Raw genomic sequence first — 22,684 nt, forward strand, 5'->3', positions numbered from 1 at the left:
CAGCGTCAGATCATCCGCGAAGTGCCGGTCACCAGTGGCGTCGGGCACATACTTCACACAGACAACGATCCTCAAGCTCACGCCGGCTCTCCTACCTGGGTGTGGGTCCTGAGATGACCTTATGGAACTCAGTACCCTCTGTAAAGGTACGTAGTGTCGAACGGCCGGTTTTGGTGTTAGGTTCCCGGCATGACCGAGGCACGCAGACCAGTGAAGAAACCCCCCATGCGGGAGGTGCTCGCCGAAGCGGCGTTCCAGCTCTTCCTGGAACGGGGCTTCGAGCGGACCACCGTGGACGACATCGTTGCGCGGGCCGGGGTCGGACGGCGTTCGTTCTTCCGGTACTTCCCCTCCAAGGAGGACGTGGTCTTCCCCGACCACGAGCGCTGCCTCGCCGACATGACCGCGCTCCTGGAGGCGGCCGACGAGGGCGACCCGGTGCGTACGGTGTGCGATGCGGCCCGGCTCGTCCTGCGGATGTATGCGGCGAATCCGGAGTTCTCGGTCCAGCGCTATCACCTCACTCGGGAGGTTCCCGGCCTGCGCACGTACGAGTTGTCCGTGGTGCGCCGTTACGAACGGACGATGGCCGAATACCTGCGGGGCCGCTACGCCGGCACGCCGGACGGCCCGCTGCACGCCGAGGTGATCGCCGCTGCCGTGGTCGCCGCACACAACAACGGCCTGCGCTCGTGGCTGCGTTCGGGTGGTGAAGGTGACGCCGAGGCCGCGGTGGACCACGCCCTCGGTGTCGTACAGGAAGTCTGGGGGGCGAAGGCCGCGGGCCCCGCAGGGCCGACCGCGGACGGCGACGAGGTCGTCGTGGTGGTCGCCTCGAAGGGCACGCCGATGTGGCGTGTGGTGCAGAGGGTCGAGTCGGCTCTCGCCGAGGACTAGGGCGTGTTTCGAAAGTCCCGCCTGCCGGGCTACGGCGGACGGCGCTACTTTCGAAACACGCCCTGATGCCCCTCCCGGCAAGCTTCGCCGGTCACGGCACTGACCACAGAGAAGGAACTCGGTACCTTTACGCCTCGGCACTCAGTGCCATATGGTGCGCCTGCGTCCGTGTCGAGCCACGACGCTGACGCACCGAGCCGAGTTCAGGGGGTCGAGACGTGTCCCACTCCGTTTCAGCGATCGATGCCGCACCGGCGGCGCAAGGTCGAACCGGACTGATCTATCAGCGCTGCCGCTGGTGCGGCACCGCGTCCTTCAGGCGGCTTCTGTGTCCTGTGTGCGCGTCGAGCGATCTGGATTCCGTACGCAGTGACGGCCTCGGCGTCGTCGTGCGGACCAGTGTGGTGCACCGTTACACGGAGGCAGCGCGCAATGAGTCGCTCGTCCGGTTGCCCGAAGGGTTCGTGTTCCGGTGCCGTGTCGTGGGCGCCGCTCCGCACCTGGTGCACGTCGGTGCGCGGGTGCGCCCCGTGGCGGAAGTCGCCCCGGAGACGGGGGAGATCGTCCTCGAACTCTGCGATCCCGGTGCGTATGCCGAATGGCAGTGAACCGGTCCCCGAGGCAACCGGATGCCCCGGCACCCGTACGGCGCCGAGGGCTGCTACCGCACAGGTGCTCGCGAAGGCCACCGGCCCGCGAGGGAGCCTGAACGGGCTGCTCCGCTCGTGCATCGAAGTCACCCTGAATCAGAGTCACTTGATCGGTGTGCTGGTCGAGGAGTCGGACCCGCTCCCGGAGAAGGAGCGCAAGGCGCGCGTCAGGCGCAGCGGGACTGTCCGGCGCTGTGGGTCGGCCGGCTCGATGAGGTCCGGCCGGGTCTCGATGCGGCAGCGGCGAAGATCGTCGTGAACGCGATGTTCACCATGGTCGACAACGTGCCACGCACGGGGCGCCTCGGAGAGCAGACGGATATCGCGGCCCGCCTCACGGATCTCGGCACAGCGCTATTTCTCGACGAGGGCCACCCGGCCGCGAAGTGAGCACCGGCGGTTCACGGGACCATGTGCACTGCAAGGGATGCTCACGGAAGCCGAGTTGGAGACGCGTGACATCGACGGTACCGGCTGCCCCGCCGACGGTGACGCCCGTGCCGCCGGATGCCGGAGTGCGCACGGCAGTGAGCGCCCCGGTCGCCCCTCGGTACCGCCGAGTCCATGGCTGATCCGGACCGGACACCGCGGCGGGTCAGCACACCCTGATGGGTGAATGTCATGCCATGGCGGGCGCCGGGCAGCCCACGTCGGTCCCGTGGCTGGTTTGCTGCACCAGGAAACTGGCGCGACGCACCGGGGGGACCTGCCGGCCGCCCCGGTGGGAGCGGCGCCCCGCCGGGTGCCGAGTCCGCCCGCGAAGGACCGATCGAAGGAGCGTCGTTGTGGCGACGATGGGCACAGCTGGGGCGGACGAGGCAGACGAGTCGTACGCGAACGAACTGCCGGTACGGAGCAAGGAACCGGGCAATGTCGTCATCAAGTGGATGACCACCACCGATCACAAGACGATCGGAACGTTGTACCTGGTCACCTCGTTCGCTTTCTTCGTCGTCGGCGGCGTGATGGCACTCATCATGCGCGCCGAGCTGGCCCGCCCCGGTATGCAGCTAATCTCGAGCGAGCAGTTCAACCAGTTGTTCACGATTCACGGCACGATCATGTTGCTGATGTTTGCGACGCCGCTGTTCGCCGGGTTCACGAACTGGATCATGCCGTTGCAGATCGGCGCGCCCGACGTGGCGTTCCCGCGGCTGAACATGTTCGCTTACTGGCTGTATCTTTTCGGCTCGATCATCGTGGTGGCCGGCTTCGTGACTCCGGCGGGGGCGGCGGACTTCGGCTGGTTCGCCTACTCCCCGCTGACCGATGCAGTCCATTCGCCCGGCATCGGCAGCGATCTGTGGATCATGGGCCTGGCCTTCTCCGGCTTCGGGACGATCCTCGGTTCGGTCAACTTCATCACCACGATCATCTGCCTGCGCGCACCGGGCATGACGATGTTCCGGATGCCGATCTTCGTGTGGAACGTCCTGCTGACCGCCGTGCTGGTCCTGCTGGCCTTCCCGGTGCTGGCAGCGGCCCTTCTGGTGCTGGAGGCGGACCGCAAGTTCGGGGCGCGGGTCTTCGAGGCGGCCAATGGCGGCGCACTGCTCTGGCAGCACCTCTTCTGGTTCTTCGGCCATCCGGAGGTGTACATCATCGCGCTGCCGTTCTTCGGCATCGTCACCGAGATCATCCCCGTCTTCAGCCGTAAGCCGGTCTTCGGCTACATCGGTCTGATCAGCGCCACGATCGCCATCGCAGGCCTCTCAGCCACCGTGTGGGCGCACCACATGTTCGTCACCGGTGGTGTGCTGTTGCCGTTCTTCTCGTTCATGACGTTCTTGATCGCGGTTCCGACCGGGGTGAAGTTCTTCAACTGGATCGGCACGATGTGGAAGGGATCGCTGTCCTTCGAGACACCGATGCTCTGGTCCATCGGCTTTCTGGTGACCTTCGTCTTCGGTGGTCTGACCGGCGTCATCCTGGCCTCGCCGCCGTTGGACTTCCACGTCTCGGACTCGTATTTCGTTGTCGCGCACTTCCACTACGTCGTCTTCGGCACCGTGGTCTTCGCGATGTTCGCCGGATTCCACTTCTGGTGGCCGAAGTTCACCGGAAAGATGCTGGACGAGCGGCTCGGCAAGATGTCGTTCTGGACGCTGTTCGTGGGCTTCCACGGCACGTTCCTGGTGCAGCACTGGCTCGGCGCGGAGGGTATGCCGCGTCGTTACGCGGACTACCTCGCCGCCGACGGCTTCACCGCGCTGAACACCGTCTCGACGATCTCCTCGTTCCTCCTCGGACTGTCGCTGCTGCCGTTCTTCTACAACGTGTGGAAGACCGCCAAGTACGGGAAACCGGTCGGCGTCGACGACCCGTGGGGCTACGGCCGTTCACTTGAGTGGGCAACCTCCTGCCCGCCGCCGCGGCACAACTTCCTCACCCTGCCGCGGATCCGCTCCGAATCCCCGGCGTTCGACCTGCACCACCCCGCCCTACGCACCCTCGACGAGGCGCAGAACCGCCCGCACACCGCCCCCGGCGGTCCGGGGCAGAACCCGGCGTGACGGAGCCCCGGTGAAAGGAGGGCGAATGGACGACGACAAGGACAGCGCCGCCCGCGGCCTGGCACAGATGGAGGGCTACCTGCTGTGGAACGCCGAGGTCGAGGAGGCGCGCAGACGGGCTGCCCGGTTCACCGGCGAGCTGCCCTGGCTCACCACCGCCCAGTGTGAGGAAGTGGAACGCGTCTACACGGCGGACCGGGTTGCCGCATCCCGGGCGATGCTGTCCCGGATCGCGGACCGCGCCATCGAACTGCGTGGCGAGTACAACGACCGCTACCGCGCGCTCAGAGCACGCTGCGTCGTGACCGCTGTCGTCACCGCAGGCGTGCTCAGCGGCACGTGCACAGCCCTCACCCTGCTGACCCGCTGAGTCCCCGCCGTCGTCCGTTCCGCCGCCCTCAGCGGGCGAAGTCGGACGCGGTTCGTGAGGATGTGGGGTGATGGGCGCGTGTGACCGGGCAGGAGTACGGGCCACCGCGAAGACCCGAGAAGGGACGAACACCGTGGCACGACCCAGGATCCTCGTCGTCGGCGCCGGATTTGCCGGGGTCGAGTGCGTACGCCGTCTGGAGCGCGGACTCAACCTCGGCGAGGCGGACATCGCGCTCGTCGCCCCGTTCTCCTACCAGCTCTACCTGCCGCTGCTGCCCCAGGTGGCCGCGGGCGTCCTCACCCCACAATCCGTCGCGGTGTCGCTGCGCCGCAGCCGTCGGTACCGCACCCGGATCATCCCCGGCGGAGCGGTCGGCGTGGACCCGAAGGCGAAGGTCTGCGTCATCCGCAAGATCACCGACGAGATCGTCGACGAACCGTACGACTACATCGTCCTCGCCCCCGGCAGCGTCACCCGTACGTTCGACATCCCGGGGCTGCTCGACAACGCCCGCGGCATGAAAACACTGGCCGAGGCCGCGTACGTACGCGACCATGTGATCGCCCAGCTCGATCTGGCGGACGCCAGCCACGACGAGGACGAACGGGCCTCCCGGCTGCAGTTCGTGGTGGTCGGCGGCGGCTACGCGGGCACCGAGACCGCGGCGTGTCTGCAGCGGCTCACCATGAACGCCGTCGGGCAATACCCCCGGCTCGACCCGAAACTCATCAAGTGGCACCTGATCGACATCGCCCCGAAGCTGATGCCCGAGCTGGGGGACAAGCTCGGACTCAGCGCCCTGGCCGTCCTGCGCGAGCGCGGCATCGAAGTGTCGCTCGGCGTCTCCGTCGCCGAGGCCGGACCGGACACGGTGACGCTCACCGACGGCCGTGTACTGCCCTGCCGCACACTGATCTGGACGGCCGGCGTCACCGCGAGCCCGCTGGTCGCCACCTTCGATGCCGAAACGGTACGAGGCCGGCTGGCCGTAACACCCGAGATGACCCTGCCGGGGTTCGATGGCGTCTTCGCGCTCGGTGACGCCGCCGCCGTGCCGGACCTGGTCAAAGGCGACGGAGCGGTCTGCCCGCCCACCGCGCAGCACGCCATGCGTCAGGGACGCAGGCTCGCCGGCAACCTGATCGCGACTCTGCGCCACCAGCCGCTGAAGCCGTACGTCCACAGGGACCTCGGGCTCGTCGTGGACCTCGGCGGCAAGGACGCGGTCTCCAAGCCGCTCGGCATCGAGATGCACGGCATCGCCGCGCAGGCCGTGGCCCGTGGCTATCACTGGTCGGCGCTGCGCACCAACGTGGCCAAGGCCCGCGTCATGACCAACTGGATGCTCAACGCGATCGCCGGTGACGACTTCGTACGCACCGGGTTCCAGGCCAGGCGACCCGCCACGTTGCGCGACTTCGAGTACACGAACGCCTACCTCACACCGGCACAGGTCCGTGAGCACACGGCGTCGATGACCGCCCGCGGCTGATTCCGGATATCCTCAGCAGGTCCGCTCACACAAGCTGGCGGGTCGCGGCGGGGGTGCGTTCCACGATGCGAGCGATCTCGTCGAACGGCACGGCGAGCATGTCGTGCAGCACGAACGCCTGGCGCTCCGCCGGCGACAGCGGAAGTTCCTGTTCGTCCATGGGTCACGTTCCTCCGTCGCGCAGTGTCGTACGAGTGACCCATGGGACCAGCACTTTGTGAGCGGGGGCGCACGCCGACACGCTGTCAGAACGCCCCGTACGGGCAGGGCCGGGCCAACCGGACGGTGGCCCGGCTCTCCCCGTCGCGGGCGACCGGTCGACTCAGTCGTCGTCGTTGCCTTCGTGGCCCGCGGTCAGCGCCGGGTCGCGTTCCACCACCGGCTCCAGTACGTCGTCGATGGCCTTGAGGAGGTCCGCGTCGAACGTCACGCCCGCCGCCTTCGCGTTCTCCGTGACCTGCTCGGGCCGGGAGGCGCCGATGATCGCGGCGGAGACGTTGGAGTTCTGCAGCACCCAGGCGACAGCCAGCTGGGCAAGGCTCAGACCGGCTTCGTCGGCGAGCGGCCGCAGTTGCTGGACGCGCTCCAGCACGTCGTCGCGGAGCCACCCGGCGACGAAGTCCGCACCGCCCTTCTCATCGGTCGCCCGAGAGCCGGCCGGAGGCTGGGCCCCCGGCTTGTACTTGCCGGTCAGCACGCCCTGGGCGATCGGCGACCAGACGATCTGTCCGACGCCGAGCTCCTCGGAGGCGGGCACCACTTCGGTCTCGATGACCCGCCACAGTGCCGAGTACTGCGGTTGATTGGAGATGAACGGAACGTTCAGCTCGCGGGCCAGCCGGTGTCCGGCGCGCAGCTGGTCGGCCGTCCACTCGGAAACGCCGATGTAGTGGGCCTTGCCGGAGCGGACCACGTCGGCGAACGCCTCCATGGTCTCCTCCAACGGCGTGGAGTGGTCGTAGCGGTGGGCCTGGTACAGGTCCACGTAGTCGGTCTGCAGCCGACGCAGGGAGTTGTCGATCGATTCGAGGATGTGCTTGCGGCCCAGACCGCGGTCGTTCTGCCCCGGGCCGGTCGGGAAGTAGACCTTGGTGAACACCTCGATGCTCTCGCGGCGCTGGTCCTTGAGTGCCCGGCCGAGGACGGCCTCGGCGCGGGTCTCGGCGTAGACGTCCGCCGTATCGAAGGTGGTGATTCCGGCGTCCAGGGCGGCGTGGATGCAGGCGACGGCTGCGTCCTCCTCCACCTGGGAGCCGTGGGTGATCCAATTCCCGTAGGCGATCTCACTGATCGTCAGACCGCTGCGGCCGAGTCGGCGGAATTCCATGTGCCTGCTCTCCCTGTGCTGATACGTGAACACGTCATGCTATGCGGAGGGGTTCCGTTCCGCAGGCCAGGCTCAGGCAGCGGGGACGGTGCCGTGGATGCGGCGGAGGAATGTCGCGTTGTCGGGGGTCTTCTGGATCCTTTCCAGCAGCACTTCGAGCGTCGCCTGCGCGTCCCGGGTGTGCAGCGCGCGCCGGAGACCTCGGACGGCGGCCAGTTCGGCGGCGGGGAGCAGCAGTTCCTTGCGGCGGGTGCCGGACTGCGGGATGTGCACGGCCGGGTGGACCCGGCGAGCCACTCGACGGAGTGGGCCGGCCGTGCCCCGCGGGGCCGGTGTCGTGGTACGCGGTCCGGGCGCCGAGGTCCAGGTAGAACTGCACAGGTCCGCCTGGCCCTCACCATGCACCGCACGGCGGGTGAGGGCCGGAGAACTGCGGATCAGCCGTTGCGCGCCTCGCCCCGGAACGCGGCGAGGATCTCCTCGGCGGCGAGTGTCGCCGTCAACTCGCCGTCCCGCACGCGCTGTTCGAGAGCCGGGGTGAGGGTGCGGACCTCCGGATGGCTGCGCAGACTGTCCAGCAGCTCGTCCCGCACCATCGACCAGGTCCAGTCGACCTGCTGCTCGCGCCGCTTCGTGGCGAGCCGCCCCGTCGAGTCCAGCAGCGCACGGTGCTGCTCGAGCCGCTCCCACAACGTGTCGAGGCCGGTCGATTCACGGGCGCTGCACGTCAGCACCGGGGGAGTCCACGCCGCGTCGGCCGGGTGCATCAGCCGCAGGGCGCCCGCCAGTTCACGGGCCGCCGCACGCGCGTCCCGCTCGTGCGGACCGTCGGCCTTGTTCACCGCGATGGCGTCCGCCAGCTCCAGGACCCCCTTCTTGATGCCCTGCAGCTGATCACCGGTCCGGGCCAGCGTGAGCAGCAGAAACGTGTCGACCATCTGGGCCACGGCCGTCTCCGACTGGCCCACGCCGACCGTCTCCACCAGCACCACGTCGTAACCCGCGGCTTCCATCACCACGATGGACTCCCGGGTCGCCTTGGCCACCCCGCCCAGTGTCCCGGCGGTGGGGGAGGGGCGTACGAACGCCGCCGGATCGACCGCGAGCCGCTCCATCCTGGTCTTGTCGCCCAGGATGGAGCCGCCGGTGCGGCTGGAGGACGGATCGACCGCGAGCACTGCGACCCGGTGCCCGAGCCCGGTGAGCATCGTGCCGAGCGCGTCGATGAAAGTGGACTTCCCGACCCCGGGCACCCCGCTGATGCCGATGCGCCGGGCGTTACCGGACTGCGGCAGCAGTTCGCGGAGCAACTGCTGGGCCAGCGCCCGGTGATCGGGGCGGGTGGACTCGACGAGAGTGATGGCGCGCGCGATGTGCGCCCGCTTCCCGTCGAGCACTCCCTTCACGTAGCTGTCGATATCGATCGTCGGAGCCATCGGGTCAGCGGCTCACAGCTCATGGCCGAGCGCGGCACCGAGCCGCGTCACCAGATCGAAGGCGGCGTCGGGGATCACTGTGCCGGGCGGGAACACAGCGGTCGCACCCGCCTCGTGCAGCGCCTCGACGTCCTGCGGCGGGATCACCCCACCCACGACGATCATGATGTCGTCGCGGCCCTCGGCGGCCAGCTCCGCACGGAGCGCCGGCACGAGAGTGAGGTGCCCGGCCGCCAGCGAGGAGACACCCACGATGTGAACGTCCGCCTCGACCGCCTGCCGCGCCACCTCTGCCGGCGTCTGGAACAGCGGGCCGACGTCGACGTCGAAGCCCAGGTCGGCGAAGGCCGTGGAGATCACCTTCTGCCCTCGGTCGTGGCCGTCCTGGCCCATCTTGGCGACCAGGATGCGCGGACGACGCCCCTCCGCCTCCTCGAACCGGTCGACCAGCGTCCGGGTACGGTCCACGGAAGGTGACTCCCCAGCCTCGTTGCGGTACACACCGGAGATCGTACGGATCTGGCCCGCGTGCCTCCCGTACACCTTCTCCAGTGCGTCCGAGATCTCGCCGACCGTGGCCATCGCGCGGGCCGCGTCGACCGCGAGCGCCAGCAGATTGCCGTCGAGGCCTGGGCCGGGACCGCGCTCGGCAGCCGCCGTCAGTGCTCGCAGCGACGCCTGGCAGGCGCCCTCGTCGCGCTCCGCACGCAGCCGCCGGAGCTTCTCGATCTGTTGCGATCGCACCGAGGAGTTGTCGACCTTGAGCACATCGATCTGCTCATCGGTCTCCACCCGGTACTTGTTGACCCCGATCACCGGCTGCCGCCCGGAGTCGATCCGGGCCTGTGTGCGGGCCGCAGCCTCTTCGACCCGGAGCTTCGGGATGCCCGCGTCGATGGCCTGCGCCATCCCGCCCGCCGCCTCGACCTCCTCGATGTGCTGCCAGGCGCGTCGTGCCAGGTCGTACGTCAGCTTCTCCACGTACGCGCTGCCGCCCCACGGGTCGATGACCCGGCCGGTACCCGACTCCTGCTGCAGCAGCAGCTGGGTGTTCCGGGCGATCCGCGCCGAGAAGTCCGTCGGCAGCGCGAGGGCCTCGTCGAGGGCGTTGGTGTGCAGCGACTGAGTGTGCCCCTGAGTGGCGGCCATCGCCTCCACACAGGTCCGCGTGACGTTGTTGAACACGTCCTGCGCGGTGAGCGACCATCCCGATGTTTGCGAATGGGTGCGCAGCGAAAGGGACTTGGCGTTCTTCGGCTCGAACTCCTTGACCAGCTTCGCCCAGAGCAGCCGGGCCGCCCGCAGCTTCGCGATCTCCATGAAGAAGTTCATGCCGATGGCCCAGAAGAAGGACAGCCGCGGTGCGAACGCGTCGACGTCGAGACCGGCGTCCCGCCCCGCCCGCAGATACTCCACCCCGTCCGCGAGGGTGTACGCCAGCTCCAGATCGGCCGTCGCGCCCGCTTCCTGGATGTGATAGCCGGAGATGGAGATCGAGTTGTAGCGCGGCATCTTCTGCGAGGTGTACGCGAAGATGTCGGAGATGATCCGCATCGAGGGCTTCGGCGGATAGATGTAGGTGTTACGGACCATGAACTCCTTGAGGATGTCGTTCTGAATGGTCCCGGCCAGCTTCTCGGGCGGTACGCCCTGTTCCTCGGCGGCCACGATGTACAGCGCGAGTACGGGGAGCACCGCGCCGTTCATCGTCATCGACACCGTCATACGGTCCAGCGGAATGCCGTCGAACAGCTGGCGCATGTCGTAGATCGAGTCGATTGCCACGCCCGCCATGCCGACATCGCCGGTCACCCGCGGGTGGTCGCTGTCGTAGCCGCGGTGGGTCGGCAGGTCGAAGGCGACGGAGAGCCCCTTCTGCCCGGCCGCGAGATTGCGGCGGTAGAAGGCGTTGGACTCCTCGGCCGTGGAGAAGCCCGCGTACTGGCGGATCGTCCAGGGCTGGTTGACGTACATCGTCGGGTAGGGACCGCGCAGATAGGGGGCCATACCCGGGTACGTGCCGAGGAAGTCGAGTCCTTCCAGGTCACGCCCGGTGTACAGCGGCTTGACCGGGATGCCCTCCGGCGTCTCCCACAGCAGATCGCCCTCGGGGTCGCCGGTGGACTCCTTCACCGCTGTGCGCCACTGGTCCTCGGACCCTTCGGCGCCGGTGCCCGGCCCGAGTTCGATGTCGGAGAAGTCGGGGATCCGCATTACGCCACACCCATACGGTCGAGAACGGAGGAGAGCACGGCCACTACATCGCAGCCCGCGAAGACGTACGCGTCGACATCGGGATACTCGGCGGGCCGGCCCGCGAGGAACACCCGCTGTGCACCGGCCGCGCGCAACGCCGAGGCCACAGCACTGGCCTGCGCGGCGTAGAGCGTGTCGCTGGAACACAGCACTGCCACACCTGCCCCACTGGCGGCGAAGGCTCCGGCGGCCGTCGACGCGTCCACCGACACCGGGTCGTGCACGGGCTCGATCCCGCCCGCCTGGAACAGGTTGGCGGCGAACGTGGCCCGCGCGGTGTGCGCCGACACGGGCCCGAGCGCGGCGAGGAACACCCGTGGGCGGCTGCCCGTCGCCGCCAGATGGGCGTCCGACCGCGCGCGCAGCGCCTCGAACGCCTCGTCACGACGGACCACCGGCAGGCCGGCCGGCGCGCCACCGGTGCCGGGAGCGGTCTCCCGCTCCACCGGACGCTCCGCCAGCTGCGGGAACTCGCTGACTCCGGTGATCGGTTCCTTGCGCCGCGCCAGATCCTTGCTGCGTGCCGCCCAGGTGGCTGCCAGCCGCTCACCGACCAGACCGGATCCCAGCGCCGCGGCGTGGCCGCCCGCCCGCTCGATCTCCTGGAAGAACGCCCAGGCCGCGTCGGCGAGTTCGGTGGTCAGTCGCTCCACGTACCAGGAGCCGCCCGCCGGGTCGATGACCCGGGCCAGATGCGACTCCTCCAGCAGGATCGTCGACGTATTGCGGGCGATGCGCCGGGCGAACGCGTTTGGCAGACCCAGCGCGTGATCGAACGGCAGCACGGTGACGGAGTCGGCCCCGCCGACTCCCGCGCCCAGGCATGCCAGCGTCGTCCGCAGCATGTTCACCCACGGATCGCGACGCGTCATCATCACCGGCGACGTCACCGCGTGCTGACGCTGCGCACCGGCGCCCGGAGCCCCGCACACCTCGGCCACCCGCGCCCACAGCCGGCGTGCCGCCCGCAGCTTGGCGATGGTCAGGAACTGGTCGGCCGTCGCGGCGTACCGGAACTCCACCTGTGCGCAGGCCGCCTCGACGGAGAGCCCCGCCCCGGTCAGCGCCCGCAGATAGGCCACGCCCGTGGCCAGCGAACTGCCCAGTTCCTGGGCGGCCGAGCCACCGGCCTCGTGGTACGGCAGCGCGTCCACCGCAAGAGCCCGCAGCCCGGGGTACTCCTTCGCGCACCGCTCCGCCCAGTGCACGGCGGACGTCAGATCCGGAGCATCGCCGCTGCGGGCCGCCTGCCCCAGCGGATCCGCGCCGAGACTGCCGCGCACCGATGCCGCGGCAACCCCGCGCGCCTGATACAGCCGGAGCAGTTCTGTTGCCGCGGCGTCGAGTTCACCGCCCGCGTCGAGCGCGAGGGGAGCCAGATCGAGATAGACACCGTCCAGCGCCCGCGCCAGACCGGACACCGGTACACCCGCGCTACCGCCGACGGTCAGCCACAGCGAGGTGACACCGTTTTCCAGATCCGCGAGCACGGCCTCGTTGAGCCGGGCCGGATCCGTCAGGCTGTGCCGCTGCCTGACATCCCAGCCGCCCACCACGTTCCCCGTGGCTTTGCTGCCACGGGTGAAGGGGGCGAAGCCCGGATATCCGGCATCGGGCGCGTCATCGCGCGAGGTGTAGAGAGGGCGGGTGATGAGCCCGTCCTCAACCGTGGTGGACAGCGCTTCCTCGGCGGCCGAACCCGCAACATCCTTGCCCGACTTGCGCAGCACACCTTCGACCAGGCTCTGCCACTGCTCATGGGCTGGATCAGGGAACTCGGCGGCCAACGAAAGCCCGTCAGCAGGCAGGACCGTCATGCCTGGATGCTAGGCGAAGGCTCAGATGAGCAGCAGGGGGACCGCCTGTGACCTTGCCCTCTCCCAACGCGCTTGATCCAGTACGGACAGTGGCGTAGTCGGAGATCCGTCAGGATTTTGGTGTTTCCTCGACTCTGCTGGCATGTGCTCAATGGATCTGCTGCAAGCATTGCATGTGCAAGAGCATTATGAATATTTTGTCGCACATGCGGTCCAGCGTGATCGGGTTGATGGTGCACGTCCGCTGGGGGGCTTGCCCGATACGACATGCCGCGACGGGCAGCTGATCATCTCCGTCGAGACGTCGGACCCGGTGCCGAGGTCACCCCCGAAACAGCCGTCGAACGGGGGCTCACCGCAGGTATGGCCGCGTGGGCCGGTGTCGAGGCGACCGAGGGCACCTCCGTCGTCCTCTGACCGTGGCGGCCGCAGAGGTCGTCGGGACGGGCAGATTGTCACAGTGCAGCACTAAATGACCGAAGTTATGCTGCTGGCATTCCATCCTTCAGGAGAGGAAGCGCCCGTGGCTGTGGGACCAGTGGAGTACGTCGTCGTCGCATTCCCCGGCAGTCATTTCACCGGGTCCATCGCGCCGGCGCTGGCGGACGTGGTCGCCTCGAAGGCAGTGCGAATCCTCGACCTCACGTTTGTGTACCGCGCCGAAGACGGCACGCTCGACATGGTCGAGCTGGAGGACCTCGACCCGGATGACCTGGTGTCCTTCGAGCCGGTCGAGGGAGTGGTCAGCGGCCTGCTGAACAGCGAGGACATCCGCACCCTCGGGGAGAGTGTGCCCCGGGGCAGCTCCGCCGCGCTGATCGTGTGGGAGGACCTGTGGGCGGTACCGCTCACGGAGGCCGTTCGCGCCTCGGGCGGCCAGCTGGTGGCCCATGAGCGGATCCCGGCCGACGTCGCGGAAGCGGCCGTGGCCGCCGCCGTTTCCGCCGGCTGAACCCGCCTCGCCCGCCGACCGTCGTCATCGCCGCATCGCACTGGAAGGGGCGCACATCATGCCGATTTTCCGAGGGCCAGGCATGAACCGCCGCGGACCGGGACTGCTGGGCGCCGTGGCGCGCACAGCAGTCGTCGCCGGAACCGCATCGGCGGTGGGTGGACGGGTCCAGAGGCGTCAGCAGGAGAAGTGGGGAGCCCAGGATGCTGTCGCACAGCAGCAGGTGGAGCGACAGCGGGCCGTACAACAGCAACAGGCCATGCAGCAGCAGATGGCGTCGTCCGCGCCTGCGGCGGACGGCCTCCTCGACCGACTGGAACGGCTGGCCGAGCTGAAGAAGCAAGGCGTTCTGACCGAAGCCGAGTTCGAGGCGCAGAAGGCGAAGATTCTGGCAGGCTGATCCGGCCGCCGCCCACCGCCCCGTTCCCGGCGTTTTCTATTGTCGATCTTCCGGCAGCCTGCGAGTTGATTCGGCCGAGCCGAGTCAACTGGTCAGCCGTGTCCGGAATGAGGGGAAGATCATCGTGCAGACCGCCATGCCCGTTGCGGCAGCCACCGTTATCAACATGCGTGATCTGGGCGGCATTTCGCTGGGTCCCGACCGCCGTGTCCGGCCCGGTGCGATAGTGCGCTCCGGTCAGCTCAGTGAGCTCGACACAGTGCGCGATCCGGCGGTGACGGCCCTCGGTATCCGTACGGTCGTCGACCTGCGGACCGCGGATGAGCGCATGGCGGCCCCGGACCGGCTGCCTCCGGGGGCCCGGCTGTTCGTCGCCGACGTCCTCGGTGACAACCCGGGCGTGGCACCTGCCCGGCTGCGCGCACTGCTCGCCGACCGGGTGGCCGCGGACGAACTGCTCGGGGGCGGAAAGGCCGAGGGGCTGTTCGCGCAGACATACCGGCAGATGGTGCTTTCGCCGGGCGCCTCGGCCGCGTACCGGGCCTTCGTCGAGACGGCCGCGGACGACGGGGCCCGGCCGGTGCTCTTCCACTGCACTGCGGGCAAGGACCGAACCGGCTGGGCCACCGCGTTGCTCCTGCTGATGGTCGGGGCCTCGCGGGAGGTCGTACGTGCTGAGTTCCTTGCCGTGAATCCGGTGGTGCGGGCCGCCTTCCGCCCGTATGTCCAGGGCTTTCTTGACGCAGGTGGCGACCCGGAGATCGCCGCCGCGATCATCGAGGTCCGCCCCCGCTATCTCGATGTCGCCCTGGACGCCATGGATGAAAGGTGGGGCGGTCTCGACGGATATGTGCGCAACGGGCTGCGGATCCCCGAGCCCGTGGTGGAGCGGCTGCGGAGCCGGCTCGTGGTCGCCTCCTGATCCTGGAACCGGCCGTCGACAGGGCATCCGCGGGTTGACAGCATACCCCTAGGGGGTATGTTGTTGGCCTGTCGGAAGCGCCCGCTTCCCTGTCGATGGAGGCCGTCATGAACAACGGACTGAAGATCACCGCCTTTGCCGCCGCGCTTGCTGCGACCTTTGGGACGGCATACGGCGTCGGCAAGGGGGTCGACCCGATGGTCTCCACCGGTGCTCACGCGTGGCAGCAGCACGGCGGTCATGGCGCCACCGGGCGGGACGGCGCGGCCGAGCACGGGCCCGGCGGACTGCAGATATCCGAGGACGGCTACACGCTGGCGCTCGACGCGCCCGGGGTCGCCGCGGGCGGCCGGACCGTGATCCGGTTCGCGATCGAGGACGACGCCGGCCGCAAGGTCACCGCCTTCCGGCGCGAACACGGCAAGGAGCTGCATTTCATCCTTGCCTCGCGCGACCTCACCGAGTATCGGCATCTGCACCCCGTCCGCGCGGCCGACGGCACCTGGTCGACCCCCGTCGATCTGCCGAGAGCCGGTGACTACCGGGCGTTCGCGGACTTCACCCCGGCCGCCGCAGGCGCCAGGAACGTCACGCTGGGCGCGGATCTCCCGGTTTCCGGCACCTATCGCCCCGCCGCTCCACCGGCCGCCCGCAGCACGGCCGAGGTCGAGGGCTACCGGGTCGCCCTCGGTGGCGAACTCCAGGCCGGCCGGGAGAGCGAACTCGAACTGACCATCAGCCGCAATGGAAAGCCGGTCACCGATCTGCAGCCCTATCTCGGCGCTTACGGGCACCTTGTCGCTCTGCGCTCGGGGGACCTCGCCTATCTGCATGTCCACCCGAACGACGGCGGTCCCGGACCGTTGGTCTCCTTCACGGCGACGGCGCCCAGCGCGGGGACGTACCGCCTGTTCCTCGACTTCCAGCACGAGGGGAAGGTCCGCACCGCAGCCTTCACGGTCGAGGTGAAGCCCTTGGTGAGCGCCCGGACCGAGGCGAACAGCGAGCACCAGCACTGAGATGTCCGGCCCTCGGTATCGTGGAGGGACGGATCATGGGTTCTCCGAGAGGGATGTACGGTGACCGAGCGCAAACCCCCGGGTGTCAGCTTCGAATCGTGGGTTGACAAGCAGATCCGCGATTCCGAGGAGCGCGGCGACTTCTCCCAACTGCCGGGTTTCGGCAAGCCGCTGCCCGATATCGACCGCCCGTATGACGAAGCCTGGTGGATCAAGGCGAAGATGCAGCGCGAAGGCGTGTCGATGCTCCCGCCGGCCCTGGCCCTGCGCAAGGAGGCGGAGGATGTGCGCGAGGCGGTGTCCGGAGCCCGTTCGGAGGCCGAGGTGCGCCGGATGCTCACCGAGGTCAACGAGAAGATCGAGGCGGCGATCAGGCGGCCGCCGCCCGGGCCGATGCTGAATCTGCGCCCGTTCGACATCGACGCGGTGGTCGGGGAGTGGCGTGACGGACGCTGCTAGGGCGTGTTTCGAAAGTCCCGCCCGCCGGGCGAAGCTTGACCCGCCCTACGGCCGGACGACGCTCCTTTCGAAGCACGCCCCAGGCCCGCGCGGCGGCCCGTCCACTGGTGCGTAATACTCCCTCTATGAGATCGAGTGTTACGTCATCGAGTGGCGAGGTCGGCAGCGGCGCGGTGCGGGTCCGGCGGGCGACGGCGGGCGACGCGAAGCGTCTCACCCGGCTGGTCAGGAACTCCCGCGCCTACGAGGGGCCCTACGCGCCCATGGTCGCCGGATACCGGGTGGGAGCCGACTACATCGAGACCCATCGGGTTTTCGCAGCCGTCGAGTCGGCGGAGTCCGGTTCCGGCCGGCTGCTCGGCTTCTACTCGCTGATCCTCGACCCCCCGGAACTGGACCTGATGTTCGTCGCCGACGATGCTCAGGGCCTCGGGATCGGCCGCCTGCTCATCCGGCATCTGTGCGCCGAAGCGAGGAATGCCGGTCTCACCGGCGTCCGCGTCGTCTCGCATCCGCCTGCCGAAGGCTTCTACCGCAGTGTGGGCGCTCGGCGGACCGGCACCGAGACCGCCCGCCCGCCCGCCGTGATGTGGGACCGGCCCGAGCTGATGCTCCCGGTCGGCTGACGGACCGCAGGAGGGCCCGACCGGACCCGGATACGCGGTCCCGGCCGAACCCCTCCTGTGCCGGGCCCGCTACGAGGCGAAGCCGCCGTAGGGACGCGTGATGATCTCCATGGCATGGCCGGCGGGATCGAGGAAGTAGATACCCCGGCCGCCGTCATTGTGGTTGATCTCGCCCGGATGCTTCTGGTGCGGATCGGCCCAGTAGGTGATCCCGAGGTCCTTGATACGGGTGTATGCGGCCTCGAACTCCGCCTCCGACACAAGGAAGGCGTAGTGCTGCCTGGTGATCGATTCGGCGGGGATGGTCGCGAAATCCAGCGTGACCCCGTTCGCGGTGGCGACCGCGATGAACGGACCCCATTCCGCGCCGATTTCCAGACCCAGGATGTTCGCCAGGAAATCGGCGGATTCCCGCTTGTCCCGGGCGTGAATGATGGTGTGATTCAACTCGACTGACACTGTGGAATGCCTCCAAGGGGCATCTCACGGGCACCTCCACGCCTCACCCGGCCGGTGACCGACGCGCGATGCCGTACTCAAGATCGTAGGCGAGTCGGTGCCGGGCCGTCGAGCGAGAACGGGGGAGGGGATACGGAACCATTCCTTCCCAGCCGGTCTACGTGCCCTCCGGAGCCTCCGTGACCTCCACGACCTCCGCGGCCGGGTTCCGGACGTCCGTGACGGTGAACAGTCCACCGTCCGGATCCAGCAGCGTGGCTTCGCTGCCCTCGCTCGTCGGCCGCTCCTCGACGACCGAGCCCCCGTGCTCGCGGGCCGAGGCCACCGCCGCCGCCACATCGTCCACCGGGAAGTGGACCTGCCAGTGCGGACGGATCATCGGATCGGGTGCCGCCTCGACCGCCCCGGAGCTGATGCGGGCGAGCTGCCTGCCGCCGCACTCCACGATGACCTCGTCCTTCGCGTAGGACACCTCGCAGCAGCCGGGGCGTCCGGTCGCCCAGTCGAGGACCTCGCCATAGAAGATCGCCGCCTCGAAGGCGCTCCTGGTGCGCAGCCGGAGCCAGGCGTGCGAGTAGTCGTCCGGCGCCGGGGGAGAGGTCGCCGGCGCCGTGCGCTCCCAGAATCCGAACACGGCGCCGTCGCGATCCGCTGCCAGCGCCCCGCGCCCCTTGCCGAGGGCCAGCGGCCCCACCGCGACCGTTCCGCTGCGCTCGCGAATGCGTGCGGCGGTCACGTCCGCGTCCTGGACGGCGAAGTAGGGCGTCCAGGCGACGGCGACCTGATAGGCCGTCGCCACCGCCGCGATGCCGGCCACGGGCACCTCGTCGCGGCGCGCCACGGAGAACTCCTGGCCCAGCTTGCCCGCACGGAAGGTCCAGCCCAGTACGGCGCTGTAGAACGCCTGTGCCGATTCCAGGTCGCGCGTCATGAGGTTGACCCAGCAAGGAGCCGCCGACCCTGTGAGCGCAGCCGGCGCGGACACCGTCCTGGGTTTGCTTCCGGTCATGGTCCCACTGCCTTCGTCGGGTCTGCGGCATGCGTGTGCCGGTGGCCGTCGGGCCTCTACCAGCCTCACTTCGGTCGGCAACTCCCGCAACACACGCCCGAGCGGTCCCGCTGCCGCGGGTGGGCAGGCCGCGCTCCGCCCGACCGGGCGCAGGCGTGATGTCGGGGAAGGCGTGGTCGGTCCGCGGCCACTCCTGGGATTCCGGTTCAGTCGCGTGGCTCGTCAGTGTCCCGGCGGATGGGCTCGTTCCCGTGGTCACCGAGTTCGTAGGGCCAGAGTCCCCGTCCGTCGGCCGGGAAGCTGTCGTCGCCGTGGATGTCGCGTTCTTCCAGGTGGGTCCGGTGGTCCGGCCGCGGCGGCTGCTCGTCCGGCCGCGGTGGCGGCAGCTCCTCGGCCCGGCGCCGCTTACCCAGCCAGACAGCACCGATCAGCACGGCCACCAGGACTACTCCGACAATCGGCAACACCACCCCGGTCGTGTCCCGCCCGATTGCGAGGGGCAGGGCCAAGGAATTGAGGGCTCCGTTGGAAACGTCCATGCATGCCGGATACCCCGGCATGCGGTCGTCACTCGGCAATAGCTGTCAATTCATGTTTTTAAGTGGATATAAGTTGAAAAGTGTTTCGTTGCTCAGTGCCTTGATGGCCGAGCGGTGGACGCGTGCATGCAGCCCCGCCACTGCGCCCCGGAGGTCGCCGGCCCCGGCAAGGACTGGGCGGAGAACGTCGGGGCCGAGCGCTGGCACAAGGCATGGCCGATGCGCAGCCTGCACACGGCCGGGGCCGTGCTCGCGCTCTCCAGCGACTGGAACGTGGCGGAGATGGACCCGATGATCGGCATCCACACCGCGGTCACCCGGCGCCCGCTGGGCGGTGGCGAGCCCTGGATGCCGCAGGAGACGATCAGTGTGGAGACCGCGGTCCACGGCTACACGATGGGCTCGGCGTACGCCAACTTCCTTGAGGAAGATCGGGGTTCGCTGACAGTAGGCAAGGCAGCCGACTTCGTGGTCCTCTCCCGTGACATCCTGCGCGCCGCACCCGAGGACATCCCCGGCACCGTGGCGGAGACCGTCGTGGTCGGTGGAGTCGTCGAACACACCGCGTGATCGGCCCCGACGGGGCGCACGAACCTGGCGGGCCCTGCACCGCTTCATCCTGGTCGTCTACGCGCAGAGTGTGTGGCACACACTGATTTACGGCACCAACGTCTGGGGGGAGTTGCGCACCGCCGTCTGGCTGCTGCAGGTCCCGATGGCCGTCCTGCTTTTGGCCCGGCTGCTGTTTCCGACCAGACCTGCGGATTGCATGGCCGCTCTGCGCCGGCCCCGGGACCACGCCCGGCGACTGGCGGCCCTGGCTGCCGTCGCTCTCGTGGCGCTTGTTCCGCTTGTGCTGTCGGTGAGCGGGCATGACGGCGCCCACCCGCTGGGTATGCCCACCGGCGGCCAAGCTGGATGGTGTGGGCCGTCACAAGGTCGGGCTCCGTCGTTCGAGAAGCTCACGGTCCTCGCCGAGAGTCTGGAGATGTGTCATCGCTGTGGCGCGGTGGCGCCGCCCACCCGGCGGGTCAGCTCCCGCGCCGTCTGCTTCACGTGGCCGGCGATCCGGTGGCGTTCCGACTCGTCGGCCGACTCACCCGGAAAGGTGACGGAGACGCCGGCGATCGGGTGGGCGTGGTGGTCCAGCACGGGCGCGGCGACGGAGGAGAGGCCGGGGGTGACCTCGCCCTCCTCCGTGGCGTAGCCACGGCGCCGTACTTGGGTCAGCAGGCCCCGCAGTGCCGTGGGGGAGGCTGGACCGGCGCCGTGTCGCTGCACGAAGGCCGATCGGTCCGGGAAGATCGCCCGCACCTGCGCGGGTGGCAGCAGCGCCAGCACCGCACGGCCGCTGGCGGTCAGGTGGGCAGGTAGCCGCACCCCCACCTCGCTGACGAGCGGCGGCTGGCCGGGGGCGCGCTCCTCGATGACGTAGATGACCTCGCGGCCGTGCAGCACGGCGAGGTTCGCGTTGTGCCCGGTTCGGTCCACGAGCGCGGCCAGTGGCGCCCGGGCCAGCCGCTGGAACGGCGCTTGGCGTTCGTATCCAGAGGCCAGTTCGAAGGCGCTGACGCCGAGGCCGTAGCGGCGTTCCTCCGGCAGATGGACGACGAAGCCGTCCGCGGCGAGGGTGTCGAGCAGATGGTAGGTCGTCGAGCGGGGCAGACCCACGTCGCGGCTGATGGCGGCTGCGGGCACGGGTGTGGCTTGCCGTGCCAGGTAGCGCAGCACGGCCAGCACCTGGGCTGCGGCCGGAACGATGCTCATGGGCAGAGCGTAGACCAGTGAAAACACAGGCCGAACGTCTGCTATCTCAGACGCAATGTCTGGGATCGCAGACGCTTTTCCCTTGGAGGCCCTCGCAGACCCACGCTGGCCTGCGGCTTCATGGGGGCATGACCGTTGTTGTTGGTGTCGGCGCGCTCTCCGCCGACGAAGTTGTGTCCGTTGCCCGTCTCGGGACCCCGGTGGCCCTTGCCCCGGAGGCTCTCAAGGAAATCGCTCGCAGTCGCGAGGTCGTTCAGGCCCTCGCCGACGACGCGAAGCCCCATTACGGTGTCTCCACCGGTTTCGGAGCCCTGGCGACCCGCCATATTCCCACCGAGCTGCGTGCCCAGCTGCAGCGCAGCCTGGTGCGTTCACACGCCGCGGGTTCGGGACCCGAGGTGGAGCGTGAGGTGGTCCGCGCGCTGATGCTGCTGCGCCTGTCCACCCTCGCCACCGGCCGTACGGGCGTGCGGACGCAGACCGCGGAGGCGTACGCGGCGTTGCTGAACGCCGGCATCACCCCGATCGTTCACGAGTACGGCTCGCTCGGCTGCTCCGGCGACCTCGCTCCCCTCGCGCACTGCGCGCTCGCGGTGATGGGCGAGGGCGAGGTCCGCACCGCCGAGGGCGTGCGCAAGTCCGCCGGCGAGGCGCTCGCAGACGCGGGCATCGCTCCGGTCGTGCTGGAGGAGAAGGAGGGCCTCGCCCTCATCAACGGCACAGACGGCATGCTGGGCATGCTTGTTCTCGCTGCCCACGACCTGCGTCGCCTGCTGCGTACGGCCGACATCGCCGCCGCGATGAGCGTCGAGGGCCAGCTCGGCACCGACGCCGTGTTCGCCGGCGACCTGCAGGCGCTGCGCCCGCATCCGGGCCAGGCAGACAGCGCCGGTAACCTGCGCTCCCTGCTCGCCGACTCGGCGATCGTCGCCAGCCACAAGGGGCCTGAGTGCACCCGCGTCCAGGACGCGTACTCGCTGCGCTGCACGCCGCAGGTCCACGGCACGGCCCGCGACACTTTTGCCCACGCGGAGCTGGTGGCCTCCCGCGAGCTGGCCGCCGCCGTCGACAACCCCGTCGTCACCCTCGACGGGAGGGTGGAGAGCAACGGCAACTTTCACGGGGCCCCGGTCGCCGCCGTGCTCGACTTCCTGGCCATTTCGGTCGCCGACCTCGCCTCGATCTCCGAGCGCCGCACCGACCGGTTCCTCGACCCGGCCCGTAACCGTGGCCTCAACGCCTTTCTGGCCGACGACCCGGGTGTCGACTCCGGCCACATGATCGCGCAGTACACGCAGGCCGCGATCGTCTCCGAGCTCAAGCGGCTGGCCGTGCCGGCCTCCACCGACTCGATCCCCTCCAGCGCCATGCAGGAGGACCATGTCTCGATGGGTTGGTCCGCCGCCCGCAAGCTGCGCCGCGCCGTCGACGGACTCGGCCGCGTCCTCGCGGTGGAGCTCTACACCGCCGCCCGCGCTCTTGACCTGAGGGCTCCGCTGGCTCCGGCGCCGGCCACGGCCGCTGTGCGCGACGGGCTGCGCGAGACGGTCGACGGTCCCGGCACGGACCGCTGGCTCGCCCCGGAAATCGAGGCGACTGTCCAGTACGTGACCTCCGGCCGCGCCCTGGCCGCCGCGGAGGCGGTCACCGGCCGACTGGTCTGACCGGCACGTTCGCCTGCGCGCCGCCCGGACCACTTGGGCCGGGGGGCCGGCAGGCCCCAGTCGGTGGGGGTGGGGGGTTGTTATGCAACGTTCGGGGGGACTGCAAA

Annotated in this window: 22 protein-coding genes and 3 pseudogenes; 14 read left to right on the forward strand and 11 right to left on the reverse strand. The window is 69.2% G+C overall.

Annotated features, from left to right (window positions below; translation table 11 throughout):
• Nucleotides 1-81: pseudogene (locus tag ACNPQM_RS39065) on the reverse strand (electron transfer flavoprotein subunit beta); the annotation flags it as partial.
• A gap of 108 nt (nt 82-189) precedes the next feature.
• Between ACNPQM_RS39065 and ACNPQM_RS39070 the strand changes: the two are divergent.
• The 6 genes from ACNPQM_RS39070 (at nt 190) to ACNPQM_RS39095 (ending at nt 5,925) form a co-directional block, all read left to right on the forward strand.
• Nucleotides 190-897, forward strand: a complete 708-nt coding sequence (locus ACNPQM_RS39070) for a TetR family transcriptional regulator (RefSeq protein ID WP_418087698.1) — start codon at nt 190-192, stop codon at nt 895-897.
• Between the two features lie 239 nt (nt 898-1,136).
• A complete protein-coding gene (locus tag ACNPQM_RS39075) occupies nt 1,137-1,505 on the forward strand; it encodes a Zn-ribbon domain-containing OB-fold protein (protein ID WP_418087713.1) in 369 nt (122 codons plus the stop codon).
• Between the two features lie 297 nt (nt 1,506-1,802).
• Nucleotides 1,803-1,937, forward strand: a complete 135-nt coding sequence (locus ACNPQM_RS39080; protein ID WP_418087699.1) for a hypothetical protein — start codon at nt 1,803-1,805, stop codon at nt 1,935-1,937.
• 404 nt (nt 1,938-2,341) lie between these two features.
• A complete protein-coding gene (ctaD, locus tag ACNPQM_RS39085) occupies nt 2,342-4,060 on the forward strand; it encodes a cytochrome c oxidase subunit I (protein ID WP_358860468.1) in 1,719 nt (572 codons plus the stop codon).
• Nucleotides 4,061-4,085: 25 nt separating this feature from the next.
• On the forward strand, nt 4,086-4,430 hold the full coding sequence (locus ACNPQM_RS39090) for a hypothetical protein (RefSeq protein ID WP_418087700.1): 345 nt from the start codon (nt 4,086-4,088) through the stop codon (nt 4,428-4,430).
• Between the two features lie 133 nt (nt 4,431-4,563).
• Nucleotides 4,564-5,925 (forward strand): NAD(P)/FAD-dependent oxidoreductase, encoded by a 1,362-nt coding sequence (locus ACNPQM_RS39095; RefSeq protein WP_418087701.1) that lies wholly within the window; start codon nt 4,564-4,566, stop codon nt 5,923-5,925.
• Nucleotides 5,926-5,956: 31 nt separating this feature from the next.
• Here the strand turns inward: ACNPQM_RS39095 and ACNPQM_RS39100 are convergent.
• The 6 genes and pseudogenes from ACNPQM_RS39100 to mutA form a co-directional block, all read right to left on the reverse strand.
• Nucleotides 5,957-6,064, reverse strand: a pseudogene (locus ACNPQM_RS39100) (sigma factor-like helix-turn-helix DNA-binding protein); the annotation flags it as partial.
• Nucleotides 6,065-6,247: 183 nt separating this feature from the next.
• Entirely contained in the window at nt 6,248-7,252 is a 1,005-nt protein-coding gene (locus ACNPQM_RS39105; RefSeq protein ID WP_358860411.1) for an aldo/keto reductase family protein, read from the reverse strand.
• Between the two features lie 72 nt (nt 7,253-7,324).
• Nucleotides 7,325-7,546 (reverse strand): annotated as a pseudogene (locus tag ACNPQM_RS39110) (transcription termination factor Rho); the annotation flags it as partial.
• A 143-nt stretch (nt 7,547-7,689) separates the two neighbouring features.
• A complete protein-coding gene (gene meaB / locus ACNPQM_RS39115) occupies nt 7,690-8,688 on the reverse strand; it encodes a methylmalonyl Co-A mutase-associated GTPase MeaB (protein ID WP_418087702.1) in 999 nt (332 codons plus the stop codon).
• A 12-nt stretch (nt 8,689-8,700) separates the two neighbouring features.
• Complete coding sequence (gene scpA, locus ACNPQM_RS39120) at nt 8,701-10,902, reverse strand: methylmalonyl-CoA mutase (protein WP_418087703.1); 2,202 nt, start codon at nt 10,900-10,902, stop codon at nt 8,701-8,703.
• On the reverse strand, nt 10,902-12,761 hold the full coding sequence (gene mutA, locus ACNPQM_RS39125) for a methylmalonyl-CoA mutase small subunit (RefSeq protein WP_418087704.1): 1,860 nt from the start codon (nt 12,759-12,761) through the stop codon (nt 10,902-10,904). The genes scpA and mutA overlap by 1 nt, the downstream gene beginning before the upstream one ends.
• 523 nt (nt 12,762-13,284) lie before the next feature.
• On the opposite strand from mutA, the gene ACNPQM_RS39130 reads away from it, so the two are divergent.
• The 6 genes from ACNPQM_RS39130 (at nt 13,285) to ACNPQM_RS39155 (ending at nt 17,139) form a co-directional block, all read left to right on the forward strand.
• Nucleotides 13,285-13,713 carry a DUF6325 family protein gene (locus ACNPQM_RS39130; RefSeq protein WP_418087705.1) on the forward strand — a complete coding sequence of 143 codons (429 nt, stop codon included), beginning with the start codon at nt 13,285-13,287 and terminating at the stop codon, nt 13,711-13,713.
• 82 nt (nt 13,714-13,795) lie between these two features.
• Nucleotides 13,796-14,113, forward strand: a complete 318-nt coding sequence (locus ACNPQM_RS39135) for an SHOCT domain-containing protein (RefSeq protein ID WP_418087714.1) — start codon at nt 13,796-13,798, stop codon at nt 14,111-14,113.
• A gap of 124 nt (nt 14,114-14,237) precedes the next feature.
• Nucleotides 14,238-15,035 (forward strand): tyrosine-protein phosphatase, encoded by a 798-nt coding sequence (locus ACNPQM_RS39140; RefSeq protein WP_418087706.1) that lies wholly within the window; start codon nt 14,238-14,240, stop codon nt 15,033-15,035.
• Nucleotides 15,036-15,142: 107 nt separating this feature from the next.
• The gene (locus ACNPQM_RS39145) at nt 15,143-16,054 is read left to right on the forward strand and encodes a hypothetical protein (RefSeq protein ID WP_418087707.1); all 912 of its coding nucleotides are present in this window, start codon (nt 15,143-15,145) and stop codon (nt 16,052-16,054) included.
• A 60-nt stretch (nt 16,055-16,114) separates the two neighbouring features.
• On the forward strand, nt 16,115-16,513 hold the full coding sequence (locus ACNPQM_RS39150; RefSeq protein ID WP_418087708.1) for a DUF1992 domain-containing protein: 399 nt from the start codon (nt 16,115-16,117) through the stop codon (nt 16,511-16,513).
• Between the two features lie 125 nt (nt 16,514-16,638).
• Complete coding sequence (locus ACNPQM_RS39155; RefSeq protein WP_418087709.1) at nt 16,639-17,139, forward strand: GNAT family N-acetyltransferase; 501 nt, start codon at nt 16,639-16,641, stop codon at nt 17,137-17,139.
• Nucleotides 17,140-17,208: 69 nt separating this feature from the next.
• On the opposite strand, the gene ACNPQM_RS39160 is transcribed toward ACNPQM_RS39155, so the two are convergent.
• The 3 genes from ACNPQM_RS39160 to ACNPQM_RS39170 form a co-directional block, all read right to left on the reverse strand.
• A complete protein-coding gene (locus tag ACNPQM_RS39160; RefSeq protein WP_358860421.1) occupies nt 17,209-17,598 on the reverse strand; it encodes a VOC family protein in 390 nt (129 codons plus the stop codon).
• 157 nt (nt 17,599-17,755) lie between these two features.
• A complete protein-coding gene (locus ACNPQM_RS39165) occupies nt 17,756-18,607 on the reverse strand; it encodes a VOC family protein (RefSeq protein ID WP_358860422.1) in 852 nt (283 codons plus the stop codon).
• 206 nt (nt 18,608-18,813) lie between these two features.
• Complete coding sequence (locus tag ACNPQM_RS39170) at nt 18,814-19,146, reverse strand: DUF6479 family protein (RefSeq protein ID WP_358860423.1); 333 nt, start codon at nt 19,144-19,146, stop codon at nt 18,814-18,816.
• 126 nt (nt 19,147-19,272) lie between these two features.
• On the opposite strand from ACNPQM_RS39170, the gene ACNPQM_RS39175 reads away from it, so the two are divergent.
• Nucleotides 19,273-19,716 carry an amidohydrolase family protein gene (locus ACNPQM_RS39175; RefSeq protein WP_418087710.1) on the forward strand — a complete coding sequence of 148 codons (444 nt, stop codon included), beginning with the start codon at nt 19,273-19,275 and terminating at the stop codon, nt 19,714-19,716.
• Nucleotides 19,717-20,139: 423 nt separating this feature from the next.
• Here the strand turns inward: ACNPQM_RS39175 and ACNPQM_RS39180 are convergent, their stop codons facing one another.
• On the reverse strand, nt 20,140-20,913 hold the full coding sequence (locus tag ACNPQM_RS39180) for an IclR family transcriptional regulator (RefSeq protein WP_418087711.1): 774 nt from the start codon (nt 20,911-20,913) through the stop codon (nt 20,140-20,142).
• Between the two features lie 128 nt (nt 20,914-21,041).
• Between ACNPQM_RS39180 and hutH the strand changes: the two genes are divergently transcribed.
• On the forward strand, nt 21,042-22,577 hold the full coding sequence (hutH, locus tag ACNPQM_RS39185) for a histidine ammonia-lyase (RefSeq protein ID WP_418087712.1): 1,536 nt from the start codon (nt 21,042-21,044) through the stop codon (nt 22,575-22,577).
• Nucleotides 22,578-22,684 lie beyond the last annotated feature (107 nt).

The sequence above is a fragment of the Streptomyces sp. NPDC056231 genome, from assembly GCF_048270745.1.
GTDB lineage: Bacteria > Actinomycetota > Actinomycetes > Streptomycetales > Streptomycetaceae > Streptomyces.